Raw genomic sequence first — 18,306 nt, 5'->3', positions numbered from 1 at the left:
TACGGGCCGAACCCCTTTCAGAAGGGAGCAGGCGCCGCGGAAGTGCTCAGAGGCGGCCGGCTGCCTTCAGGGCGAGGTAGGCGTCCGCCAGGGCGGGAGCGAGGGTGTCGGGGGTGGCGTCGACGACCGTGACGCCGTGGCGCTGGAGCTGGTCCGCGGTGCGGGCGCGCTGGGACTGGGTCTGAGTGGCAGCCGCGGCCTCGTAAACGGCTTCGACCGTGCCGCGTCCAGCAGCCATACGCGTGACGTGGGGGTCGGCGACTGAGGCGACCAGGACCGTGTGGCGCTGGGCGAGCTGTGGAAGCACCGGGAGGAGGCCCTCCTCGATGGGGGCGGCGTCGAGGCCGGTCAAAAGGACGATGAGGGAACGGCGCGGAGCGCGTGCCAGGGCCGTTGCGGCGAGACCCCGGGCGTCGGTCTCCACGAGTTCGGGTTCCAGCGTGGCGAGGGCGCTGACCACGGCCGGCAGGACGTCGCCGGCGGAGCGGCCCTGGACCTGGGCGCGGAGACGGCGGTCGTAGGCCAGGAGGTCCACGCGGTCGCCGGCTCGGGAGGCGAGTGCGGTGAGAAGGAGAGCCGCGTCCATGGAGGCGTCCAGGCGGGGAACGTCACCGACGCGGCCGGCCGAGGTGCGGCCGGTGTCGAGGACGATCAGGATGTGCCGGTCGCGTTCGGGGCGCCAGGTGCGGACCGCGACGGCGGTCTGGCGTGCGGTTGCCCGCCAGTCGATCGAGCGGGTGTCGTCGCCCGGGACGTACTCGCGGAGGCTGTCGAACTCCGTGCCCTCGCCTCGGGTGAGCACGCTGGTGCGGCCGTCGAGCTCGCGGAGCCGGGCCAGGCGCGACGGCAGGTGCTTGCGGCTGGTGAAGGGCGGCAGGACGCGGACGGTCCAGGGGACCGCATGGTGGCCCTGGCGGGCCGCGAGGCCGAGGGGGCCGAACGAACGGATCGTGATCCGTTCGGCGTGGCGGTCGCCGCGGCGGGCCGGGCGCAGGCTCGTGGTGAGACGGCGGCGCTCGCCGGCGGGGACGGTCAGCCGATGGCGTGAGGAGGCCTGCTCGGTGCCGGGGAGCCAGCTGCTGGGCGGCCAGGCGTCGCGGAGCTGGGCGCGGAGGCGGCGACGGGACGGGTTGGTGACGATGAGCTGGACTTCGGCCTCGTCACCGAGTCGAACGGATGTGTCACCACTTCGGGTGAATTGGAGCGTTCGTACTGGCGCTGCCAGGGCGTAGTCGCACAGAATTGCGAGGGAGAGGGGCGCGTTCACCGCGAGCATCCCCGCCCAGCTGGGGGCGAGGATGCCGACGGGGAGCGATCCGAGGGCGGCGAGCAGCGCGGTTCGTCCGGTGAGGGCCATGGGGCGCCGTTCTCAGCGGGGGACGGGGACGTGGGCGAGGATCGAGTTGATGACGGAGTCGGGGGTGACCCCCTCCATCTCGGCCTCGGGCCGCAGGTGGATGCGATGACGCAGGGTGGGGAGAGCGAGGGCCTTCACATCGTCCGGGGTGACGTAGTCCCGGCCAGTGAGCCAGGCCCAGGCGCGGGCGGTGGAGAGCAGGGCGGTGGCGCCTCGGGGGGAGACCCCGAGCGTGAGCGAGGGGGATTCACGCGTGGCACGACAGATATCGACGACATAGCCGGCGATCTCGGCGGAGACCGAGACCTTGGCGACGGCGGCCCGGGCCGCTTCGAGTTCGGCGGGGCCCGCCACGGGGCGGACGCCGGCGGCCTTCAGGTCGCGGGGGTCGAAGCCCTCGGCGTGACGGGTGAGGACATGGATCTCGTCCGCGCGTGAGGGCAGAGGGACCGTCAGTTTGAGCAGGAACCGGTCCAGTTGGGCTTCGGGAAGCGGGTAGGTGCCCTCGTACTCGACCGGGTTCTGGGTGGCGGCGACCAGGAACGGCTCGGGGAGGGGGCGCGGGGTGCCGTCGACCGTGACCTGTCGCTCCTCCATCGCCTCCAGCAGGGAGGACTGGGTCTTCGGGGGCGTGCGGTTGATCTCGTCGGCGAGCAGCAGGTTGGTGAAGACCGGGCCGGGCTGGAAGGAGAACTCGGCGGTGCGGGCGTCGTAGACCAGGGAGCCCGTGACGTCGCTCGGCATCAGGTCGGGGGTGAACTGGACGCGCTTGGTGTCGAGTTCGAGGGCGGCCGCCAGTGAGCGGACCAGGAGTGTCTTGGCGACTCCGGGGACGCCTTCGAGGAGGACGTGTCCCCGGCAGAGCAGGGCGACGACGAGACCGGTGACGGCGGGGTCCTGGCCGACCACGGCCTTCGCGATCTCGGTGCGCAGGGCCTCCAGGGAGGCGCGGGCGCTGTCCGAGTCCGTGGCGGTCTCGGGGGTCGGGGCGCTCATGAGGTGCGTACCTCTCTTTCGAGGGCGTCGAGTTGGTCCGCCAGGCGGATGAGGGTGGCGTCGTCGGCGGGAGCCGGGCCGAAGAGGAGGTTCCTGGGGTCCGCGGTCGTCTCGGGGAGACGGGCGGAGAGTGCGGGGAGGAGGCGGTCGGAGGAGTGGGCGTCCTGGACGGGGACGCCGAGCAGCGGGGCGAGCCGGGTGCGGGCCGCGGTGCGCAGGACGGAGGCGGCGCGGTCGCGGGCGTTCGCCTTGCGGTAGAGGCGGGCGCGGCCCTCGGTGGCCTCGGAGGCGCGGAGGGCGACGGGGAGGCGCTCGGTGACCAGGGGGCCGAGGCGGCGGCCGCGCCAGAAGGCGGCCAGCAGGGCCGCGAGGGCGAGTTGGAGGGTGCCCCACAGCCAGCCGGAGGGGATGAGGTCGAGGAAGTTGCCCGTGGTGCCGTCGGCGGGTGTGTCGGTGGTGGCCGAGGTGTCGGAAAGGGAGGGGAGGTACCAGACGAGATGGGGCTGGGAGCCGAGGAGTTGCAGGGCCAGCGAGGCGTTGCCCCGTTGGTCGAGGCGGGAGTTGTAGAGGATGTCGGGCGAGCCGAGGAGGACGGTGTCGGTGGTGCCCGTGCCGCTTCCGGTGCCGGGAAGGAGCAGCAGGGTGGGGAGGCCGCCCGAGGGGTAGCAGGTCTCGGCGGGGGTGCCGGGGGAGATCTCGTAGCGTTCGCCGCCGAGGTCGACGCTGCCGGCGCGGGTGGCGGCCGGCAGGGCGCAGCCGGGGGTGCGTTCCTCCACCGGGGTGCTCGGGGCGCTGGTCACTCCCGGGGCCAGGGTGCCGAGGGAGGCGCGGCCCGCACCGACGAGGACCGTGCGGGCGGCGGAGCCGGTCATGCCCGAGCGGAGTGTGAACTGCTGAGCGTCCGTCAGCAGGTCGGGAGTGGTGACCAGGAGGGTGGTTCCGCTGTCCGTGGCCGCCGTGGCCTCGGCCAGGGTGGTGGCGAGGGTGACGGAGACGCCGCGGGCCTTGAGGAGTTCGGCGACGGCGCGGCTGCCGTGGGGGTCGGCGGAGCGCGGGTCGAGGGCGCCGTGGGCGTCGCTGGAGCGGACCGTCGCGAGGGCGAGGCCGCCGGTCAGGATCAGGGCGAGGACGAGGACCGCGCCGCGGACGCGGGCCCACACCTGGCGGGCGGAGGGGGCCGTCGAGGTGGTGCCGGTGACCGGGCGGCTCATGCGGGCGTCCCCGTGGAGGCGGTGTCGAGGGTCGGGCGGGTCCGTTCCAGGGCGGTGTCCAGTGCCTCGACGCGGCGGTACGCGGGCTCGTCGGCGGTGCGGCCGCCGTACGTGACGTCGTCGAAGGCGCGGGCCGCGAGGCGCAGGTCGTCCGCGTGGGAGGGGAGGGAGCGGCCGGCTTCGGCGGCCGCCTCGTCGGCGGTGCGGCCGGGGCGGGGGTCGAGGAGGGCGCGTTCTTCGAGGGAGCGGACGATGGCCCGCATCCGTTCCTGGACGGCCTCGTTCCAGCGGCCGGCGGCGGCGTGCCGTGCGGCGGCCGTCCGGTGGTCCCGGGCGGTGCGGGGGCCGTCGGTGAAGAGGGAGTCGCCGGTGGTGCCGGGTGCCCGGCGCGGGGTGCCGAGGCGCCACCAGAGGGCGGCGACCAGGACGGCCACCGCCAGGACGATGACGACGAGGCCGAGGACGCCGCCCGGGGTGGCCCCCGAAGCGGCGCCGAAGAGGTCGTCCAGCCACTCCCAGAAGCGGTCGAGGCCGCGCTGGAGGAGGTTCGGGTCGTTCTCGTGGTACCTCGGGTCGGACAGCTCCCGCTCCGCCGCCTCGCGGGCGGGGACGCGGGAGATGTCCACCGGTACGTCGCCGTCGGCGCGCAGTCCTGCCGGTGCCGCGGCCGTTCCCCCCGTGAACGTCACCGCATCAGCCCCCGACGGTGGCGGTGCCCGGCGTGGGGCCGTAGCCGGGAAGGCCCGCGGCCCGGGCCAGTTCGAGGTCCAGGGCTTCGCGGCGGATGCGCTGGTCCACGTAGAGGAGGACGGTCACGCCGGCCGAGATCGGGTAGGTGATCGCGCTGGTGATGACGCCGCCGATGCCCGTGATGATCAGGAACGGCCAGCCGAACGCGGTGGTGGTGCCGGAGAGCAGGCCGGAGAAGCCCTCGCCGTCGACCGCGAAGCCGATGATGCTGAACGGGATCGCGATGATCATGGCGAAAACGAAGATCAGTAGCTGTGTGAGCACGGTGATGCCGAAGATCCGCCACCACGAGCCCCGCACCAGCTTCGCCGAGCGCTTCAGCGACGGGACGACGCCCCGGCGCTCCAGCATCAGGGCGGGGGACGAGAGGCTGAAGCGGATCATCAGCCAGACGACCGCCACGAGGGCTCCCAGGCCGCCGAGGAAGGTGAGGGCGACGCCCGGGGCGCCGCCGAGCAGGAGGCCGGGGAGCAGGCCGACGGTCACGATGGCGACGGTCATCGCCGCGAGGAGCAGGGTCAGGCCGAGGAGCTGGAGCAGGCGCGGGCGGGCCTCCTGCCAGGCGGAGCCCAGCGAGACCGGGCGGCCGAGGACCGCGCGGCTGATGACGACGGTCAGCAGGGCGGCGCTCACCAGCGACGCCATCATCGTGACGAGGAGTGCCGGACCCAGGCCGATCAGGGAGGCCTGGGCCGAGTCGAGGGACTGCTGCAGCTGCTCGGCGGGTGTGGCGTCCGCGTTGATCTCGGGGGGCGCCGGCACGAGGTACCGCTGGGCCAGGATGTCGGCGATCTGGGAGACCACCGCGACCGTGACGGTGATGGTGAGGACCGTGCGCCAGTAGGTGCGGAGGGTCTTCACCGCGCCGTCGAGGATCTCGCCCATGCCCAGCGGGCGCAGCGGGATGACTCCGGGCTTCGCGGCCGGAGGCCTGCCCCAGTGGACGCCAGAGGGCTGGGTCCCCCGGTTCTGGCCGGGTGCCGGGGGCGGAGTCCGGTCGGTCGGCGGGGACCACTGGCCGGCGGGCGGCTGGTCCTTGGACCACTGGGCGGCGGAGCCGTTCGCGTCGGTCGAGGAGGGAGGTCCGGGGACCCCCGAGCCGTCCTGGCCGTCGGAGGGGGCGGATCCGGGCGAGGTCCAGCCCGGAGTGTCGTTCACGGTCGTCCACCTCGGAGGAATGGTCGCGGTGCCGGATCGGCGAACCGGCTCGGTCACGGCGGCCGACACCTGACACGGCGGCGGGCCGGGTGCCATCGTGCCACGCGGGGCCCGCCCATGGGCCGGAGCCCGCATCTCCTTCGTACCTTCGTCCGGACCTTCATTGTGCGAGCGGCAGGCGGCACACTGTGCGGATGCCCGATCAGGTCGCGCGAACCGTGCGTCGGCGGGCCGAGCGGGCCGTCTTCCACGAGACCACGGCCCGGGCTGGGGGAGGCGCTGTGGGACAGGTCACGGCAGGTAACGATTGGCTAATGGGATGATGTCGATATGAAGGGACGCGTTCTTGTCGTCGACGACGACACCGCACTGGCCGAGATGCTCGGCATCGTGCTGCGGGGTGAAGGGTTCGAGCCGTCGTTCGTCGCGGACGGTGACAAGGCGCTTGCCGCTTTCAGAGAGGCCAAGCCCGACCTGGTGCTGCTGGACCTGATGCTGCCCGGAAGGGACGGCATCGAGGTGTGCCGGCTCATCCGCGCCGAGTCCGGTGTGCCGATCGTCATGCTCACGGCCAAGAGCGACACCGTCGACGTGGTCGTGGGCCTGGAGTCCGGCGCCGACGACTACATCGTGAAGCCGTTCAAGCCGAAGGAGCTCGTGGCCCGTATCCGGGCGCGGCTGCGGAGGTCCGAGGAGCCGGCTCCCGAGCAGCTCACCATCGGCGACCTGGTCATCGACGTGGCCGGGCACTCCGTGAAGCGGGACGGGCAGTCCATCGCCCTGACCCCGCTGGAGTTCGACCTGCTGGTCGCGCTCGCGCGCAAGCCGTGGCAGGTCTTCACCCGTGAGGTCCTGCTGGAGCAGGTCTGGGGCTACCGGCACGCGGCCGACACCCGGTTGGTGAACGTGCACGTCCAGCGGCTGCGCTCGAAGGTCGAGAAGGACCCCGAGCGCCCTGAGATCGTGGTGACCGTCCGTGGTGTCGGTTACAAGGCGGGACCGAGCTGACATGAGTGCAGGCAGTGCTGCTCCGAAGCCCGGGGACCCGGGAGTCCGTACGGGGCGGACTGCCGGACCGGGGCGGGGGGGCTCGCGATTCGGCCGTCTGCTGCACGGCGGAGGGCTCCTTCGCAGCAGGCCGGTCCTCCGGGTCTTCGCGCGCTGGGTCCGCCGGCCGCTGCTGCCCGCGGTGCGGCTGTGGCGGCGGAACATCCAGCTGCGGATCGTCGCGGGCACCCTGCTCATGTCGCTCGGAGTGGTGCTGCTGCTCGGCATCGTCGTCATCGGGCAGGTCCGCAACGGCCTGCTCGACGCCAAGGAGAGGGCCGCCCAGAGCCAGGCAGCCGGAGGGTTCTCCGCCGCCCAGGACCGGGCGGCGACCACCCCGTCCGCGCCCGGGCAGCAGGCCGGCGTGCGGGCCGGTGCCTCCGTGAACTGGCGCTCCACCCTGGTCGAGCAGCTCGCCAGTGGTGGTCAGAGCGCGTTCAACGTGGTCGCGCTCTCACTCGACACCGGCGACACCGCCAGCCGGGGCGCCCGTGCCTCCGGCGAGGTCGATCCGACCACGAGCATCCCGGCCGACCTGCGGCCCTCGGTCGCGCAGGGCACCGGCACCTTCCAGAAGTTCACGCGGATCCACTACACCAACGGCAAGGCGTCCGAGCCGGGCCTGGTGATCGGCAAGCGGCTGAACGACGCCGACGGCGACCAGTACGAGCTGTACTACCTCTTCCCGCTGAGCCAGGAGGAGGACTCCCTCACCCTGGTCAAGGGGACCCTGGCGACCGCCGGGCTCTTCGTCGTCGTGCTGCTCGGCGCCATCGCCTGGCTCATGGTGCGCCAGGTCGTCACGCCCGTGCGGATGGCCGCCGGGATCGCCGAACGGCTCTCGGCCGGCCGCCTCCAGGAGCGCATGAAGGTCACCGGCGAGGACGACATCGCGCGCCTCGGCGAGGCCTTCAACAAGATGGCCTCCAACCTCCAGCTCAAGATCCAGCAGCTGGAGGAGCTGTCGCGGATGCAGCGGCGGTTCGTCTCCGACGTCTCGCACGAGCTGCGGACCCCGCTGACCACGGTCCGGATGGCCGCCGACGTCATCCACGAGGCCCGCGTCGACTTCGACCCGATCACCGCCCGCTCCGCGGAACTCCTCGGCGACCAGCTCGACCGCTTCGAGTCGCTGCTCTCCGACCTCCTGGAGATCAGCCGCTTCGACGCGGGCGCGGCCGCCCTGGAGGCGGAGCCGATAGACCTGCGCCAGGTCGTCCGCCGTGTCATCGACGGCGCCGAGCCCCTCGCCGAGCGCAAGGGCACCCGGATCGTGGTCCTCGGCGACCAGCAGCCCGTGGTGGCCGAGGCGGACGCCCGCCGCGTCGAGCGGGTGCTGCGCAACCTCGTCGTCAACGCCGTCGAGCACGGTGAGGGCCGCGACGTCGTCGTGAAGCTCGCCGCCGCCGGAGGCGCCGTCGCCGTGGCCGTACGGGATTACGGCGTGGGCCTGAAGCCGGGCGAGGCGACCCGGGTCTTCAACCGCTTCTGGCGCGCCGACCCGGCACGCGCGCGCACCACCGGCGGCACGGGCCTCGGCCTGTCGATCGCCGTGGAGGACGCGCGGCTGCACGGCGGCTGGCTCCAGGCCTGGGGCGAGGCCGGTGGCGGTTCGCAGTTCCGGCTCACCCTGCCGCGGACCGCGGACGAGCCGCTGCGGGGGTCCCCGATCCCGCTGGAGCCCGAGGACTCACGGCGCAACCGCGAGCAGGCCGCCGCCGGACGTGACCAGGAGAGCGGCCGGCTCACCGCCGTACCGGCGCAGCCCATGGGCGACCGGCCGGCGCTCGCCATACCGCCGAGGCTGCCCGCCCCGCCGCGGGCGACCGTCGATCCGACGGCGCTGCCCGGCAGCGGCGCACGGGTCGTGGCGCGCGCGACGGCGGACGGCGACGGCGGGACGGGCCCGGCGACGGCCGGGGGGAACGGGCATCTGGAGCAGGAGGACGGGACACGTGGGCGCTGACTCCCGAGCGGAGCACGCGGGGCGGGGACGGAGTGCACGCGCGGTGGTCCTCGCCGCGTGCGGCGGGCTTCTGGCGGCCGGGTGCGCGACGATGCCCGACAGCGGTGACGTGCAGCCGGTGAAGGGCTCCAACACGGGCGACTCGCAGGTGCGGGTCTATGCCGTCGCCCCCCGGGAGAACGCGGACCCGGACGAGATCGTCGACGGCTTCCTGGAAGCCATGACGAGTGACGACCCCGGCTTCGCCACCGCCCGCAAGTACCTCACGAAGAAGGCCGCGCAGGGCTGGAAGCCGGAGCAGAGCATCACCGTGCTCACCACCGCGCCCGACCGCGAGCAGGCCGACCGCAACGCCGACCCCGAGAACCAGGGGCGCGCCTTCCCGCTCTCCGGCCGCGTGATCGCGACCGTGAACGCCCGCCACGCCTATCGGCCGATCAGCCCCACCGACTACCTGCAGTCGATCCACGTGGTGCAGCAGCCGTCGGCGAACGGCAAGGGCAAGGAGTGGCGCATCGACAGCCTCCCGCCCGGCCTGATCCTCGGCGAGGCCGACTTCCTCCGCAACTACCGTTCGGTGAACAAGTACTACTTCGCCTCCGGGGAGGACTGGGTCGTCGCCGACCCCGTCTACATCCGGCAGCGGCAGGACCCCGTCACCCGGATGGATCCGGTGACGCAGACGGTCAAGGCGCTGCTCGAGGGCCCGACGGACTGGCTGAAGCCCGCCGTCGACTCGCAGTTCCCCTCCGGTACGGAACTGAAGACCGGCGTCACCACCCTGACCACGGACGACCAGTCCACGCTGAGGGTGCCGCTCAACCGCAAGGCGGACCGGGCCGGCGGCGAGGCGTGCCGGCGGATGGCGGCGCAGCTGCTGTTCACCCTGGGTGACCTGACCTCCGTACGGGTCGAGCAGGTGGAGCTCCTGGGGTCAGCCGGGCAGTCGCTGTGCCGGCTGGGCAAGGGGCAGGCGCTCGAGTTCGCGGCGGTGCGGAACTCCGACCGCGAGGAGCACCCGTACTTCGTCGACGAGCACGGCAAGCTGATGATGCTCCTGGTCGGCGGCAGGGAGGCGAACGCGCCGCTCGAGGTGCCGGGGCCGTTCGGCAAGGGCACGGTGCCGCTCCGTTCGGTCGCCGTCGACCGGGGCGAGACCCGGGCCGCCGGGGTCGGGCAGACCGGCCGCGAACTGTTCGTCTCCTCCCTCACCGCCGAGCAGGATCCGCTGCCGCCCGTTCTGACCAGCAGGGCCGCCCGGCCGTCCGACCGGCTGTCCGCGCCCAGCTGGGACGGCAGGGGCGATCTGTGGGTCGCCGACCGGGACCCCGCCGCGCCCCGGCTGTGGATGGTGCCGGACGGCACCGGGCACCCCGTCAGGGTCCGCACGCCGTGGCTCGGGGACGACGCCCGCATCGAGTCCCTGCGGGTCTCCGCCGACGGCGTACGGATCGCGCTGGTGATCACGCAGGGCGAGCACACGACCCTGCAGATCGGCCGGATCGAGCGGCAGACGACGGACGGGGAGACGGTCGTCTCCGTCCCCGTTCTGCAGCCCGCCGCGCCCCGGATGGAGTCGGTCACGGCCGTCTCCTGGGCCGGACCCAGCCGGCTCGTCGTGGTCGGCAAGGAGGCGGGCGGCGTCCAGCAGATCCGCTACCTCCAGACCGACGGCTCGACCTCGACGAGCTCGGTGCTCCCCGGTCTGAACGGGGTGACGTCGGTGACCGCCCCGCACAAGGAAACGGTGCCGGTGGTGGCCGACTCCGGCGACGACGGGATCGTGCGGCTGGTGCCGGGGACGAACTGGCAGCCGGTGGTGAAGAAGGGCTTCTCGCCGGTCTACCCCGGCTAGGGCCTGTCTGACCGTTCCCGCCGGGGCCCGGGCGCAGGGCCGCACCTGACGTACTCGGGGCTTCCCGGGCGGTTTTCCACAGGGGTGGCCGGGAGGCGCCCGGGAGCGCACAGTGGAGCCATGCGGGGGTGGTGGCGCGAGATCGCCGAGCTGGTGCTGCCGGTCGCCTGCGGAGGCTGCGGCAGACCGCGGACGGAGCTGTGCGCGGCATGCGCGGACGCGCTCGCCGGGGCGCCACCGCGCAGGGTGCGGCCCACACCCGAGCCCGCGGGGCTGCCCGCGGTCCACGCCGCAGCGCCGTACGCCGACGCGGTGCGGGAGCTGCTCCTCGCCCACAAGGAGCGGGGGGCCCTCACGCTCGCCGGACCCCTCGGGGGCGCCCTCGCCGGGGCCGTGGAGGCCGCTGCCCGGCCCGGGACGGCTCCCGGGGACGGACCGCTGCTCCTCGTACCCGTGCCCTCCTCGCGGCGCTCCGTACGGGCGCGTGGGCACGATCCGACACGGCGGATCGCGCTGGCCGCGGCGGCCCGGCTGCGGCGGGCGGGGAGGCCGGCGCGGGTCGTGCCCGTGCTCCGGCAGCGGCGGTACGTGGTGGACCAGGCCGGGCTGGGGGCGCGCGGGCGCCTCGCCAACCTGTCGGGAGCGCTGGAGGTCGTGCCGGGTGGCGCGCGGCTCCTGACGGCGGGAAGGGTCGTCCTCGTGGACGACCTGATGACCACGGGCGCCTCGCTCGCGGAGGCGGCGCGCGCCATCGGAGCCGTACGCCTTCCGTTCATTCCTGGAATACCGCACGGTTTACCGACCGGTTCGGCGCAGCACGGAATCGAACAGCGGGTGGCGGCTGTGATCGCATCCTCTCCCGCCTCGTTCGAAATAAACCGGAACTCGCTGGAAACTTGGATCGTTGCAGGTGGTGAGAGGTGAAAGCACCCGTACGGAGGTATGTCGCGGTAGCGGGTGCCGACACCCGTCCGAAGGGGCTATGTTCGGTTGTGAGGAATGGCGAATGCCATCGCCTCACCGAATACATGGTTGCGCCTACAGGACAGGAGTTCAGGGCGAATTAACCTCTCGTCGATGGAGTGGAGATCTCGTCGACTGGGGAGGAGTGAGGTCGAAGTCGCCAAGTCCGAGCTCCGGTGACACCACCGGAGTCTGGTGCAAAGGGAGATCCCCGGCGGCCAAGGAGCCGACCAGGGCGATCCGGGAACGGAGTTCTGCGTGGACATCGTCGTCAAGGGCCGCAAGACCGAGGTGCCCGAGCGGTTCCGCAAGCACGTGGCCGAGAAGCTGAAGCTGGAGAAGATCCAGAAGCTCGACGGCAAGGTGATCAGCCTCGACGTCGAGGTGTCCAAGGAGCACAACCCGCGGCAGGCCGACCGGTCCGACCGCGTGGAGATCACCCTCCACTCCCGAGGCCCGGTGATCCGGGCGGAAGCGGCGGCAGGCGACCCGTACGCAGCGCTCGACCTCGCCAGCGACAAGCTCGAGGCACGACTGCGCAAGCAGCACGACAAGCGCTACACCCGCCGCGGTAGCGGCCGGCTGTCCGCGGCGGAGGTCGGGGACGTGGTGCCCGGCGCCGCCAAGCTCAACGGAGACGGCCGACTGGCCGTCGACGAGACCGAGAAGGTGCCCACCACGATGATGGGCTCCATCGAGGTCCAGGGCGAGGGCCCGCTCGTGGTCCGCGAGAAGACCCACCGGGCCGCACCGATGACGCTCGACCAGGCGCTCTACGAGATGGAGCTGGTCGGGCACGACTTCTACCTCTTCGTCGACTCCGACACCAAGCAGCCGAGCGTCGTCTACCGGCGACACGCCTACGACTACGGCGTCATCCACCTGGAGAGCGACCCGCTCGCCGAGGGCGGCGGCGTCGGTGGTGCGCTCGGCGGCTGACCCGCCGTACCGCACCGCCTCCGAACAGGTGTCCCTCCGGGTGCCCCTGGAGCGCGATTCGCGCCCCCAGGGGCACCCCCGTGCGCCCGCGGAGCACCCTCGTCGTCGCCCGGCATGAAATCATGGCGTGCACGCCAACCGGTGCCGGTCGAGTACGGGTTGGAGGACCGGAAACGAATTCAGGCCACGGCCTTCAGGGGGAGGAACGATGGCGGACAGCTTCGGGCCGGTGCTCAGCGGGCGCGAGCACGGTGGTGCGGTCCCGGAGGGATCGGAATCGGACAGCGGAGCATTCCGCAAGGAGCCGATCCGGGTCCTCGTCGTGGACGACCATGCCCTCTTCCGCCGCGGGCTCGAGATCGTCCTCGCCCAGGAAGAGGACATCCAGGTCGTCGGCGAGGCCGGTGACGGCGCCGAGGCCGTCGACAAGGCCGCCGATCTGCTTCCCGACATCGTCCTGATGGACGTGCGGATGCCCCGGCGCGGCGGCATCGAGGCGTGCACCTCCATCAAGGAGGTGGCCCCCAGCGCGAAGATCATCATGCTGACGATCAGCGACGAGGAGGCCGACCTCTACGAGGCGATCAAGGCGGGGGCCACGGGCTACCTCCTCAAGGAGATCTCCACCGACGAGGTCGCCACCGCGATCCGCGCGGTCGCCGACGGGCAGTCGCAGATCAGCCCGTCGATGGCGTCCAAGCTCCTCACCGAGTTCAAGTCGATGATCCAGCGCACCGACGAGCGCCGGCTCGTGCCCGCGCCCCGGCTGACCGACCGCGAGCTGGAGGTCCTCAAGCTCGTCGCGACCGGCATGAACAACCGGGACATCGCCAAGGAGCTGTTCATCTCCGAGAACACCGTGAAGAACCACGTCCGGAACATCCTGGAGAAGCTGCAGCTGCACTCCCGGATGGAGGCGGTGGTCTACGCGATGCGGGAGAAGATCCTCGAGATCCGGTGAGGCTCCGCCTCAGGCCGCCTCTGCCGGGGGTCCGGGGGGTGTCCCCCGGGGGATGCAGTATCTCCGAGAACACCGTGAAGAACCACGTCCGGAACATCCTGGAGAAGCTGCAGCTGCACTCCCGGATGGAGGCGGTGGTCTACGCGATGCGGGAGGAGATCCTCGAGATCCGGTAGCCGGGCCCCGTAGCCCGGCCCCGGTGGCCGGGCCCCGGTCAACCCAGGGCCGCCACCAGGTCCTTCGTCAGCTCCGGGCGGTCCACCCGCTCCACCGCCACCGCGTCGCAGCCCACCCATTCGGCCGCCTCGCGCAGCGCCCGCGCCACCGCCGGCACGGCCTTGGGGCCGTCGAGCGTCACCTGCCGGGCGACGAGCGTCCGGCCCTCCCGCGCCGGGTCCACGCGGCCGACCAGCCGGCCCCCGGCGAGCACCGGCATCGCGAAGTAGCCGTGGATCCGCTTCTGCTTCGGCACGTACGCCTCCAGGCGGTGCGTGAAGCCGAAGATCCGCTCCGTGCGGGCCCGCTCCCAGATCAGCGAGTCGAACGGCGAGAGCAGCGTCGTGCGGTGCCGGCCGCGCGGCTCGGCGGCGAGCGCCGCCGGATCCGCCCAGGCGGGCTTCCCCCAGCCCGCCACCGTCACCGGCACCAGACCCGACGCCTCCACCACCGCGTCGAACTGCTCGCCCTTGATCCGGTGGTAGTCCGCGATGTCCGCGCGCGTGCCCACCCCGAGGGCCTCGCCCGCCTGCCGGACCAGGCGCCGCACGCACTCGGCGTCGTCCAGTTCGTCGTGGAGCAGCTCCTGCGGAACGGCCCGCTCGGCCAGGTCGTAGACCCGCTTCCAGCCGCGCCGCTCCGTGACCACGACCTCGCCGTACATCAGGGCCCGCTCGACGGCGACCTTGCTGTCGGACCAGTCCCACCACTCGCCCTTGTTCTTCGCGCCGCCCAGCTCGGTCGCCGTCAGCGGGCCCTGGTCCCGCAGCTGGTCGATCACCTTCTCGTACGCCCCGGGGGACAGCTCGTGACCCCAGTGCGGCCGGTTGCGGTAGGCGCGCCGGCGGAAGGCGAAGTGCGGCCACTCCTCGACGGGCAGGATGCAGGCGGCGTGCGACCAGTACTCGAAGGCGTGGGCCCCCGTCCAGTACGCCTCCTCCACGGTCGTGCGGCCCACGGCGCCCAGCCGCGCGTACGGGATGAGCTCGTGGGAGCGGGCGAGGACCGAGATGGTGTCGAGCTGGACCTGGCCGAGCGACCGGAGGACCCCGCGCACCCCGGCCCTGCGGTCGGGCGCGCCCAGGAAGCCCTGGGCGCGCAGGGCGATCCTGCGGGCTTCGTCGGCGGACAGTTCGGCGGCGGGGCGCGGCGCAGTCGTCATGGACCGCACCCTAGGCCCCGGCACTGACAACGGGCCCCGCCCGGCGGGCTCAGGCGGCGGGGGCCGGGAGGTACGGCAGGGGGCTCGGCAGGCCGAAGTCGGAGGGGAGCAGGGCGCCGACCCAGCCGTCCCGGAGGGTGCCCTTGTTGGGCAGGGCCGCGCGCTGCACGCCTTCGACGACGAAGCCGACCCGCTCGGCCACGGCCCGCGAGGCGGTGTTGCCGACCTCGGCGCGCCAGACCAGCCGGACACAGCCGAGTCCGGTGAAGGCCCAGTGGGCCAGGGCGCGCACGGCCTCCGTCATGTAGCCGTGGCCACGGGCCTCGGCGGCGAGCCAGAAGCCGACCTCCCAGACGCCGGTGCCCCGGTCGTGCAGCGAGACGGCGGCGAGCAGCGGGCCGCCGCCGAGCGGTTCCACGGCGAAGGAGTACTCCTTGTCCTCCCGCCAGCCGTCCGGGACCAGCCGGTTCAGGAAGAACTCCGCGTCCTCGCGCTTGTAGGGGTCGGGGACGGTCGTCCAGCGGAGGATGGCGGGGTCCTGGCAGATGGCGTACACCGTGTCGGCGTCCTCGGGGACGAAGGTCCGCAGACGCAGTCGGTCGGTGGTGAGGATGATGGGATCCATGCCGGGATTGTGGTGACCTCGCCGACCGGAAGCGAACACTTTTCGGATGGGGCGGCACCTTCCGCCCACCTCGTGCGTTCTCTTTACGGGCGGGCGTACGGCTCCGGCACTGCGGGCCTCCCTGTGTGAGGGCGGTCTCGCTTACGATGGCCGTTGCGGTGGGGACCACCTGCCGTGCCCGCGCTCGCGTCCATCACAAGACCCAGTGCCAGGCCCGACCGGCAAGGAGACCAGCCTCAGTGTCCGTCTTCAACAAGCTCATGCGTGCAGGCGAAGGCAAGATCCTGCGCAAACTGCACCGCATCGCGGACCAGGTCAACTCCATCGAAGAGGACTTCGTCAACCTCTCCGACGCCGACCTGCGGGCGCTCACCGAGGAGTACAAGCAGCGGTACGCCGACGGCGAGAGCCTCGACGACCTGATGCCCGAGGCCTTCGCGACCGTCCGCGAGGCCGCGAAGCGCGTCCTCGGCCAGCGCCACTACGACGTCCAGCTGATGGGCGGTGCCGCCCTCCACCTGGGCTACGTCGCCGAGATGAAGACCGGTGAGGGCAAGACCCTCGTCGGCACCCTCCCGGCGTACCTCAACGCGCTCTCCGGCAAGGGCGTCCACCTGATCACGGTCAACGACTACCTGGCCGAGCGCGACTCCGAGCTCATGGGCCGGGTGCACAAGTTCCTGGGCCTGACCGTCGGCTGCATCCTGGCCAACATGACGCCGGCCCAGCGCCGCGAGCAGTACGCCTGCGACATCACGTACGGCACGAACAACGAGTTCGGCTTCGACTACCTGCGCGACAACATGGCGTGGTCCAAGGACGAGCTCGTCCAGCGCGGCCACAACTACGCCTGTGTCGACGAGGTCGACTCCATCCTCGTCGACGAGGCCCGTACGCCGCTGATCATCTCCGGCCCCGCCGACCAGGCGACCAAGTGGTACGGCGACTTCGCCAAGCTGGTCACCCGGCTGAGCAAGGGCGAGCCCGGCAACCCGCTCAAGGGCATCGAGGAGACCGGCGACTACGAGGTCGACGAGAAGAAGCGCACCGTCGCCATCCACGAGGCGGGCGTCGCCAAGGTCGAGGACTGGCTGGGCATCGACAACCTCTACGAGTCGGTGAACACCCCGCTCGTCGGCTACCTGAACAACGCCATCAAGGCGAAGGAACTGTTCAAGAAGGACAAGGACTACGTCGTCATGGACGGCGAAGTCATGATCGTCGACGAGCACACCGGCCGTATCCTCGCCGGCCGCCGCTACAACGAGGGCATGCACCAGGCGATCGAGGCGAAGGAAGGGGTGCCGATCAAGGACGAGAACCAGACGCTCGCCACGATCACCCTCCAGAACTTCTTCCGCCTCTACGACAAGCTCTCCGGCATGACCGGTACGGCCATGACCGAGGCGGCCGAGTTCCACCAGATCTACAAGCTCGGCGTCGTCCCGATCCCGACGAACAAGCCGATGCAGCGCAAGGACCAGTCCGACCTGATCTACCGGACCGAGGTCGCCAAGTTCGCCGCCGTCGTCGACGACATCGCGGAGAAGCACGAGAAGGGCCAGCCGGTCCTCGTCGGCACGACCTCCGTCGAGAAGTCCGAGTACCTCTCGCAGCAGCTCGCCAAGCGCGGCATCCCGCACGAGGTCCTCAACGCCAAGCACCACGAGCGCGAGGCCACGATCGTCGCCCAGGCCGGCCGCCGCGGCGCCGTCACCGTCGCCACCAACATGGCCGGCCGCGGTACGGACATCAAGCTCGGCGGCAACCCGGACGACCTCGCCGAGGCCGAGCTGCGCCAGGCGGGCCTGGACCCGGTCGAGCACGTCGAGGAGTGGGCCGCGGCCCTGCCCGGCGCCCTGGAGCGCGCCGAGAAGGCCGTGAAGGCGGAGTTCGAGGAGGTCAAGGAACTCGGCGGTCTGTACGTCCTCGGTACCGAGCGCCACGAGTCGCGCCGTATCGACAACCAGCTGCGCGGTCGCTCCGGCCGTCAGGGCGACCCCGGCGAGTCCCGCTTCTACCTCTCGCTCGGCGACGACCTGATGCGCCTGTTCAAGGCGCAGATGGTCGAGCGCGTGATGGCCATGGCCAACGTGCCGGACGACGTGCCGATCGAGAACAAGATGGTCACCCGCGCCATCGCCTCCGCCCAGTCGCAGGTCGAGACCCAGAACTTCGAGACCCGCAAGAACGTCCTGAAGTACGACGAGGTCCTCAACCGCCAGCGCGAGGTCATCTACGGCGAGCGCCGTCGCGTCCTGGAGGGCGAGGACCTGCACGAGCAGATCAAGCACTTCATGGACGACACGATCGACGACTACATCCGCCAGGAGACCGCCGAGGGCTTCGCGGAGGACTGGGACCTCGACCGTCTGTGGAACGCCTTCAAGCAGCTCTACCCGGTGAAGGTCACCGTGGAGGAGCTGGAGGACGCGGCCGGGGACCGGGCGGGCATCACCGCCGAGTTCATCGCCGAGTCCATCAAGGACGACATCCACGAGCAGTACGAGGCGCGCGAGAAGCAGCTCGGCTCGGACATCATGCGCGAGCTGGAGCGGCGCGTGGTCCTCTCCGTCCTCGACCGCAAGTGGCGCGAGCACCTCTACGAGATGGACTACCTCCAGGAGGGCATCGGCCTGCGCGCGATGGCGCAGAAGGACCCGCTGGTCGAGTACCAGCGCGAGGGCTTCGACATGTTCACCGCCATGATGGAGGGCATCAAGGAGGAGTCCGTCGGCTACCTGTTCAACCTGGAGGTCCAGGTCGAGCAGCAGGTCGAGGAGGTCCCGGTGCAGGCGTCCGCTCCCTCGCTCACGAAGGAGGACGCCGTTCCCGCGGGTGCCGGGCGTCCGGAGATCCGCGCCAAGGGGCTCGACGCCCCGCAGCGGCCGGACCGGCTGCACTTCTCCGCGCCGACCGTGGACGGGGACGGCGGTGTCGTCGAGGGTGACTTCGCCTCCGACGACCTGGAAGGCGACGGGATGACCCGGGCCGAGCGTCGCAAGGCGCAGAAGAACGCGGGCGGCGGGCGTCGCCGCAAGAAGTGACGTCCTGAGGACGTGGAGGGGTCGGTCGCCTGGTGGGCGGCCGACCCCTTCGT

14 protein-coding genes and 1 pseudogene are annotated in these 18,306 nt (G+C 71.9%); 8 read left to right on the top strand and 7 right to left on the bottom strand.

Translation table 11 applies throughout. The features are described from left to right. Positions 1 to 46 precede the first annotated feature (46 nt). Genes K7G60_RS16170 through K7G60_RS16150 form a run of 5 tightly spaced genes read right to left on the bottom strand, consistent with a single transcriptional unit; the run spans position 47 to position 5,472 of the window. Positions 47 to 1,357 carry a DUF58 domain-containing protein gene (locus K7G60_RS16170; protein WP_225801602.1) on the bottom strand — a complete coding sequence of 437 codons (1,311 nt, stop codon included), beginning with the start codon at positions 1,355 to 1,357 and terminating at the stop codon, positions 47 to 49. A 12-nt stretch (positions 1,358 to 1,369) separates the two neighbouring features. Next, positions 1,370 to 2,353 carry a MoxR family ATPase gene (locus tag K7G60_RS16165; protein WP_225801601.1) on the bottom strand — a complete coding sequence of 328 codons (984 nt, stop codon included), beginning with the start codon at positions 2,351 to 2,353 and terminating at the stop codon, positions 1,370 to 1,372. Further along, positions 2,350 to 3,564, bottom strand: coding sequence for a DUF4350 domain-containing protein (locus K7G60_RS16160; RefSeq protein WP_225801600.1), 1,215 nt, complete (start codon positions 3,562 to 3,564; stop codon positions 2,350 to 2,352). Before K7G60_RS16160 ends, K7G60_RS16165 begins: the two co-directional genes overlap by 4 nt. After that, the gene (locus K7G60_RS16155) at positions 3,561 to 4,253 is read right to left on the bottom strand and encodes a DUF4129 domain-containing protein (RefSeq protein WP_225801599.1); all 693 of its coding nucleotides are present in this window, start codon (positions 4,251 to 4,253) and stop codon (positions 3,561 to 3,563) included. The genes K7G60_RS16160 and K7G60_RS16155 overlap by 4 nt, the downstream gene beginning before the upstream one ends. Before the next feature lie 4 nt (positions 4,254 to 4,257). Further along, complete coding sequence (locus K7G60_RS16150; protein ID WP_225801598.1) at positions 4,258 to 5,472, bottom strand: hypothetical protein; 1,215 nt, start codon at positions 5,470 to 5,472, stop codon at positions 4,258 to 4,260. Between the two features lie 330 nt (positions 5,473 to 5,802). On the opposite strand from K7G60_RS16150, the gene mtrA reads away from it, so the two are divergent. The 7 genes and pseudogenes from mtrA to K7G60_RS16115 form a co-directional block, all read left to right on the top strand. Next, a complete protein-coding gene (gene mtrA / locus K7G60_RS16145; RefSeq protein ID WP_010356958.1) occupies positions 5,803 to 6,480 on the top strand; it encodes a two-component system response regulator MtrA in 678 nt (225 codons plus the stop codon). A 1-nt stretch (position 6,481) separates the two neighbouring features. Continuing rightward, entirely contained in the window at positions 6,482 to 8,485 is a 2,004-nt protein-coding gene (mtrB, locus tag K7G60_RS16140; RefSeq protein WP_225801597.1) for an MtrAB system histidine kinase MtrB, read from the top strand. Positions 8,486 to 8,576: 91 nt separating this feature from the next. Next, positions 8,577 to 10,340 (top strand): LpqB family beta-propeller domain-containing protein, encoded by a 1,764-nt coding sequence (locus K7G60_RS16135; RefSeq protein WP_225801596.1) that lies wholly within the window; start codon positions 8,577 to 8,579, stop codon positions 10,338 to 10,340. A 120-nt stretch (positions 10,341 to 10,460) separates the two neighbouring features. Further along, positions 10,461 to 11,264 carry a ComF family protein gene (locus K7G60_RS16130; RefSeq protein ID WP_225801595.1) on the top strand — a complete coding sequence of 268 codons (804 nt, stop codon included), beginning with the start codon at positions 10,461 to 10,463 and terminating at the stop codon, positions 11,262 to 11,264. Between the two features lie 297 nt (positions 11,265 to 11,561). Then, positions 11,562 to 12,242 (top strand): ribosome hibernation-promoting factor, HPF/YfiA family, encoded by a 681-nt coding sequence (hpf, locus tag K7G60_RS16125; RefSeq protein ID WP_225801594.1) that lies wholly within the window; start codon positions 11,562 to 11,564, stop codon positions 12,240 to 12,242. Positions 12,243 to 12,450: 208 nt separating this feature from the next. Then, entirely contained in the window at positions 12,451 to 13,203 is a 753-nt protein-coding gene (locus K7G60_RS16120) for a response regulator transcription factor (RefSeq protein WP_225801593.1), read from the top strand. Between the two features lie 59 nt (positions 13,204 to 13,262). Further along, positions 13,263 to 13,379: pseudogene (locus K7G60_RS16115) on the top strand (LuxR C-terminal-related transcriptional regulator); the annotation flags it as partial. Between the two features lie 38 nt (positions 13,380 to 13,417). Here K7G60_RS16115 and K7G60_RS16110 read toward each other — a convergent pair. Next, entirely contained in the window at positions 13,418 to 14,581 is a 1,164-nt protein-coding gene (locus K7G60_RS16110; RefSeq protein WP_225801592.1) for a winged helix-turn-helix domain-containing protein, read from the bottom strand. A gap of 49 nt (positions 14,582 to 14,630) precedes the next feature. Further along, on the bottom strand, positions 14,631 to 15,206 hold the full coding sequence (locus tag K7G60_RS16105; protein ID WP_225801591.1) for a GNAT family N-acetyltransferase: 576 nt from the start codon (positions 15,204 to 15,206) through the stop codon (positions 14,631 to 14,633). A gap of 239 nt (positions 15,207 to 15,445) precedes the next feature. On the opposite strand from K7G60_RS16105, the gene secA reads away from it, so the two are divergent. Beyond that, complete coding sequence (secA, locus tag K7G60_RS16100; RefSeq protein ID WP_225801590.1) at positions 15,446 to 18,253, top strand: preprotein translocase subunit SecA; 2,808 nt, start codon at positions 15,446 to 15,448, stop codon at positions 18,251 to 18,253. Positions 18,254 to 18,306: the final 53 nt, after the last annotated feature.

This window comes from Streptomyces sp. NK15101 (assembly GCF_020400725.1).
Classification (GTDB): Bacteria; Actinomycetota; Actinomycetes; order Streptomycetales; family Streptomycetaceae; genus Streptomyces.
This window is presented reverse-complemented; position numbering and strand designations above follow the sequence as displayed.

What these genes read in the sequence shown, in the direction of transcription:
- K7G60_RS16170 (WP_225801602.1), bottom strand. Translation starts at nt 1,357, where the DNA reads ATGGCCCTCACCGGACGAACCGCGCTGCTCGCCGCCCTCGGATCGCTC.
- K7G60_RS16165 (WP_225801601.1), bottom strand. Translation starts at nt 2,353, where the DNA reads ATGAGCGCCCCGACCCCCGAGACCGCCACGGACTCGGACAGCGCCCGC.
- K7G60_RS16160 (WP_225801600.1), bottom strand. Translation starts at nt 3,564, where the DNA reads ATGAGCCGCCCGGTCACCGGCACCACCTCGACGGCCCCCTCCGCCCGC.
- mtrA (WP_010356958.1), top strand. Translation starts at nt 5,803, where the DNA reads ATGAAGGGACGCGTTCTTGTCGTCGACGACGACACCGCACTGGCCGAG.
- mtrB (WP_225801597.1), top strand. Translation starts at nt 6,482, where the DNA reads ATGAGTGCAGGCAGTGCTGCTCCGAAGCCCGGGGACCCGGGAGTCCGT.
- K7G60_RS16135 (WP_225801596.1), top strand. Translation starts at nt 8,577, where the DNA reads ATGCCCGACAGCGGTGACGTGCAGCCGGTGAAGGGCTCCAACACGGGC.
- K7G60_RS16130 (WP_225801595.1), top strand. Translation starts at nt 10,461, where the DNA reads ATGCGGGGGTGGTGGCGCGAGATCGCCGAGCTGGTGCTGCCGGTCGCC.
- K7G60_RS16120 (WP_225801593.1), top strand. Translation starts at nt 12,451, where the DNA reads ATGGCGGACAGCTTCGGGCCGGTGCTCAGCGGGCGCGAGCACGGTGGT.
- K7G60_RS16110 (WP_225801592.1), bottom strand. Translation starts at nt 14,581, where the DNA reads ATGACGACTGCGCCGCGCCCCGCCGCCGAACTGTCCGCCGACGAAGCC.
- K7G60_RS16105 (WP_225801591.1), bottom strand. Translation starts at nt 15,206, where the DNA reads ATGGATCCCATCATCCTCACCACCGACCGACTGCGTCTGCGGACCTTC.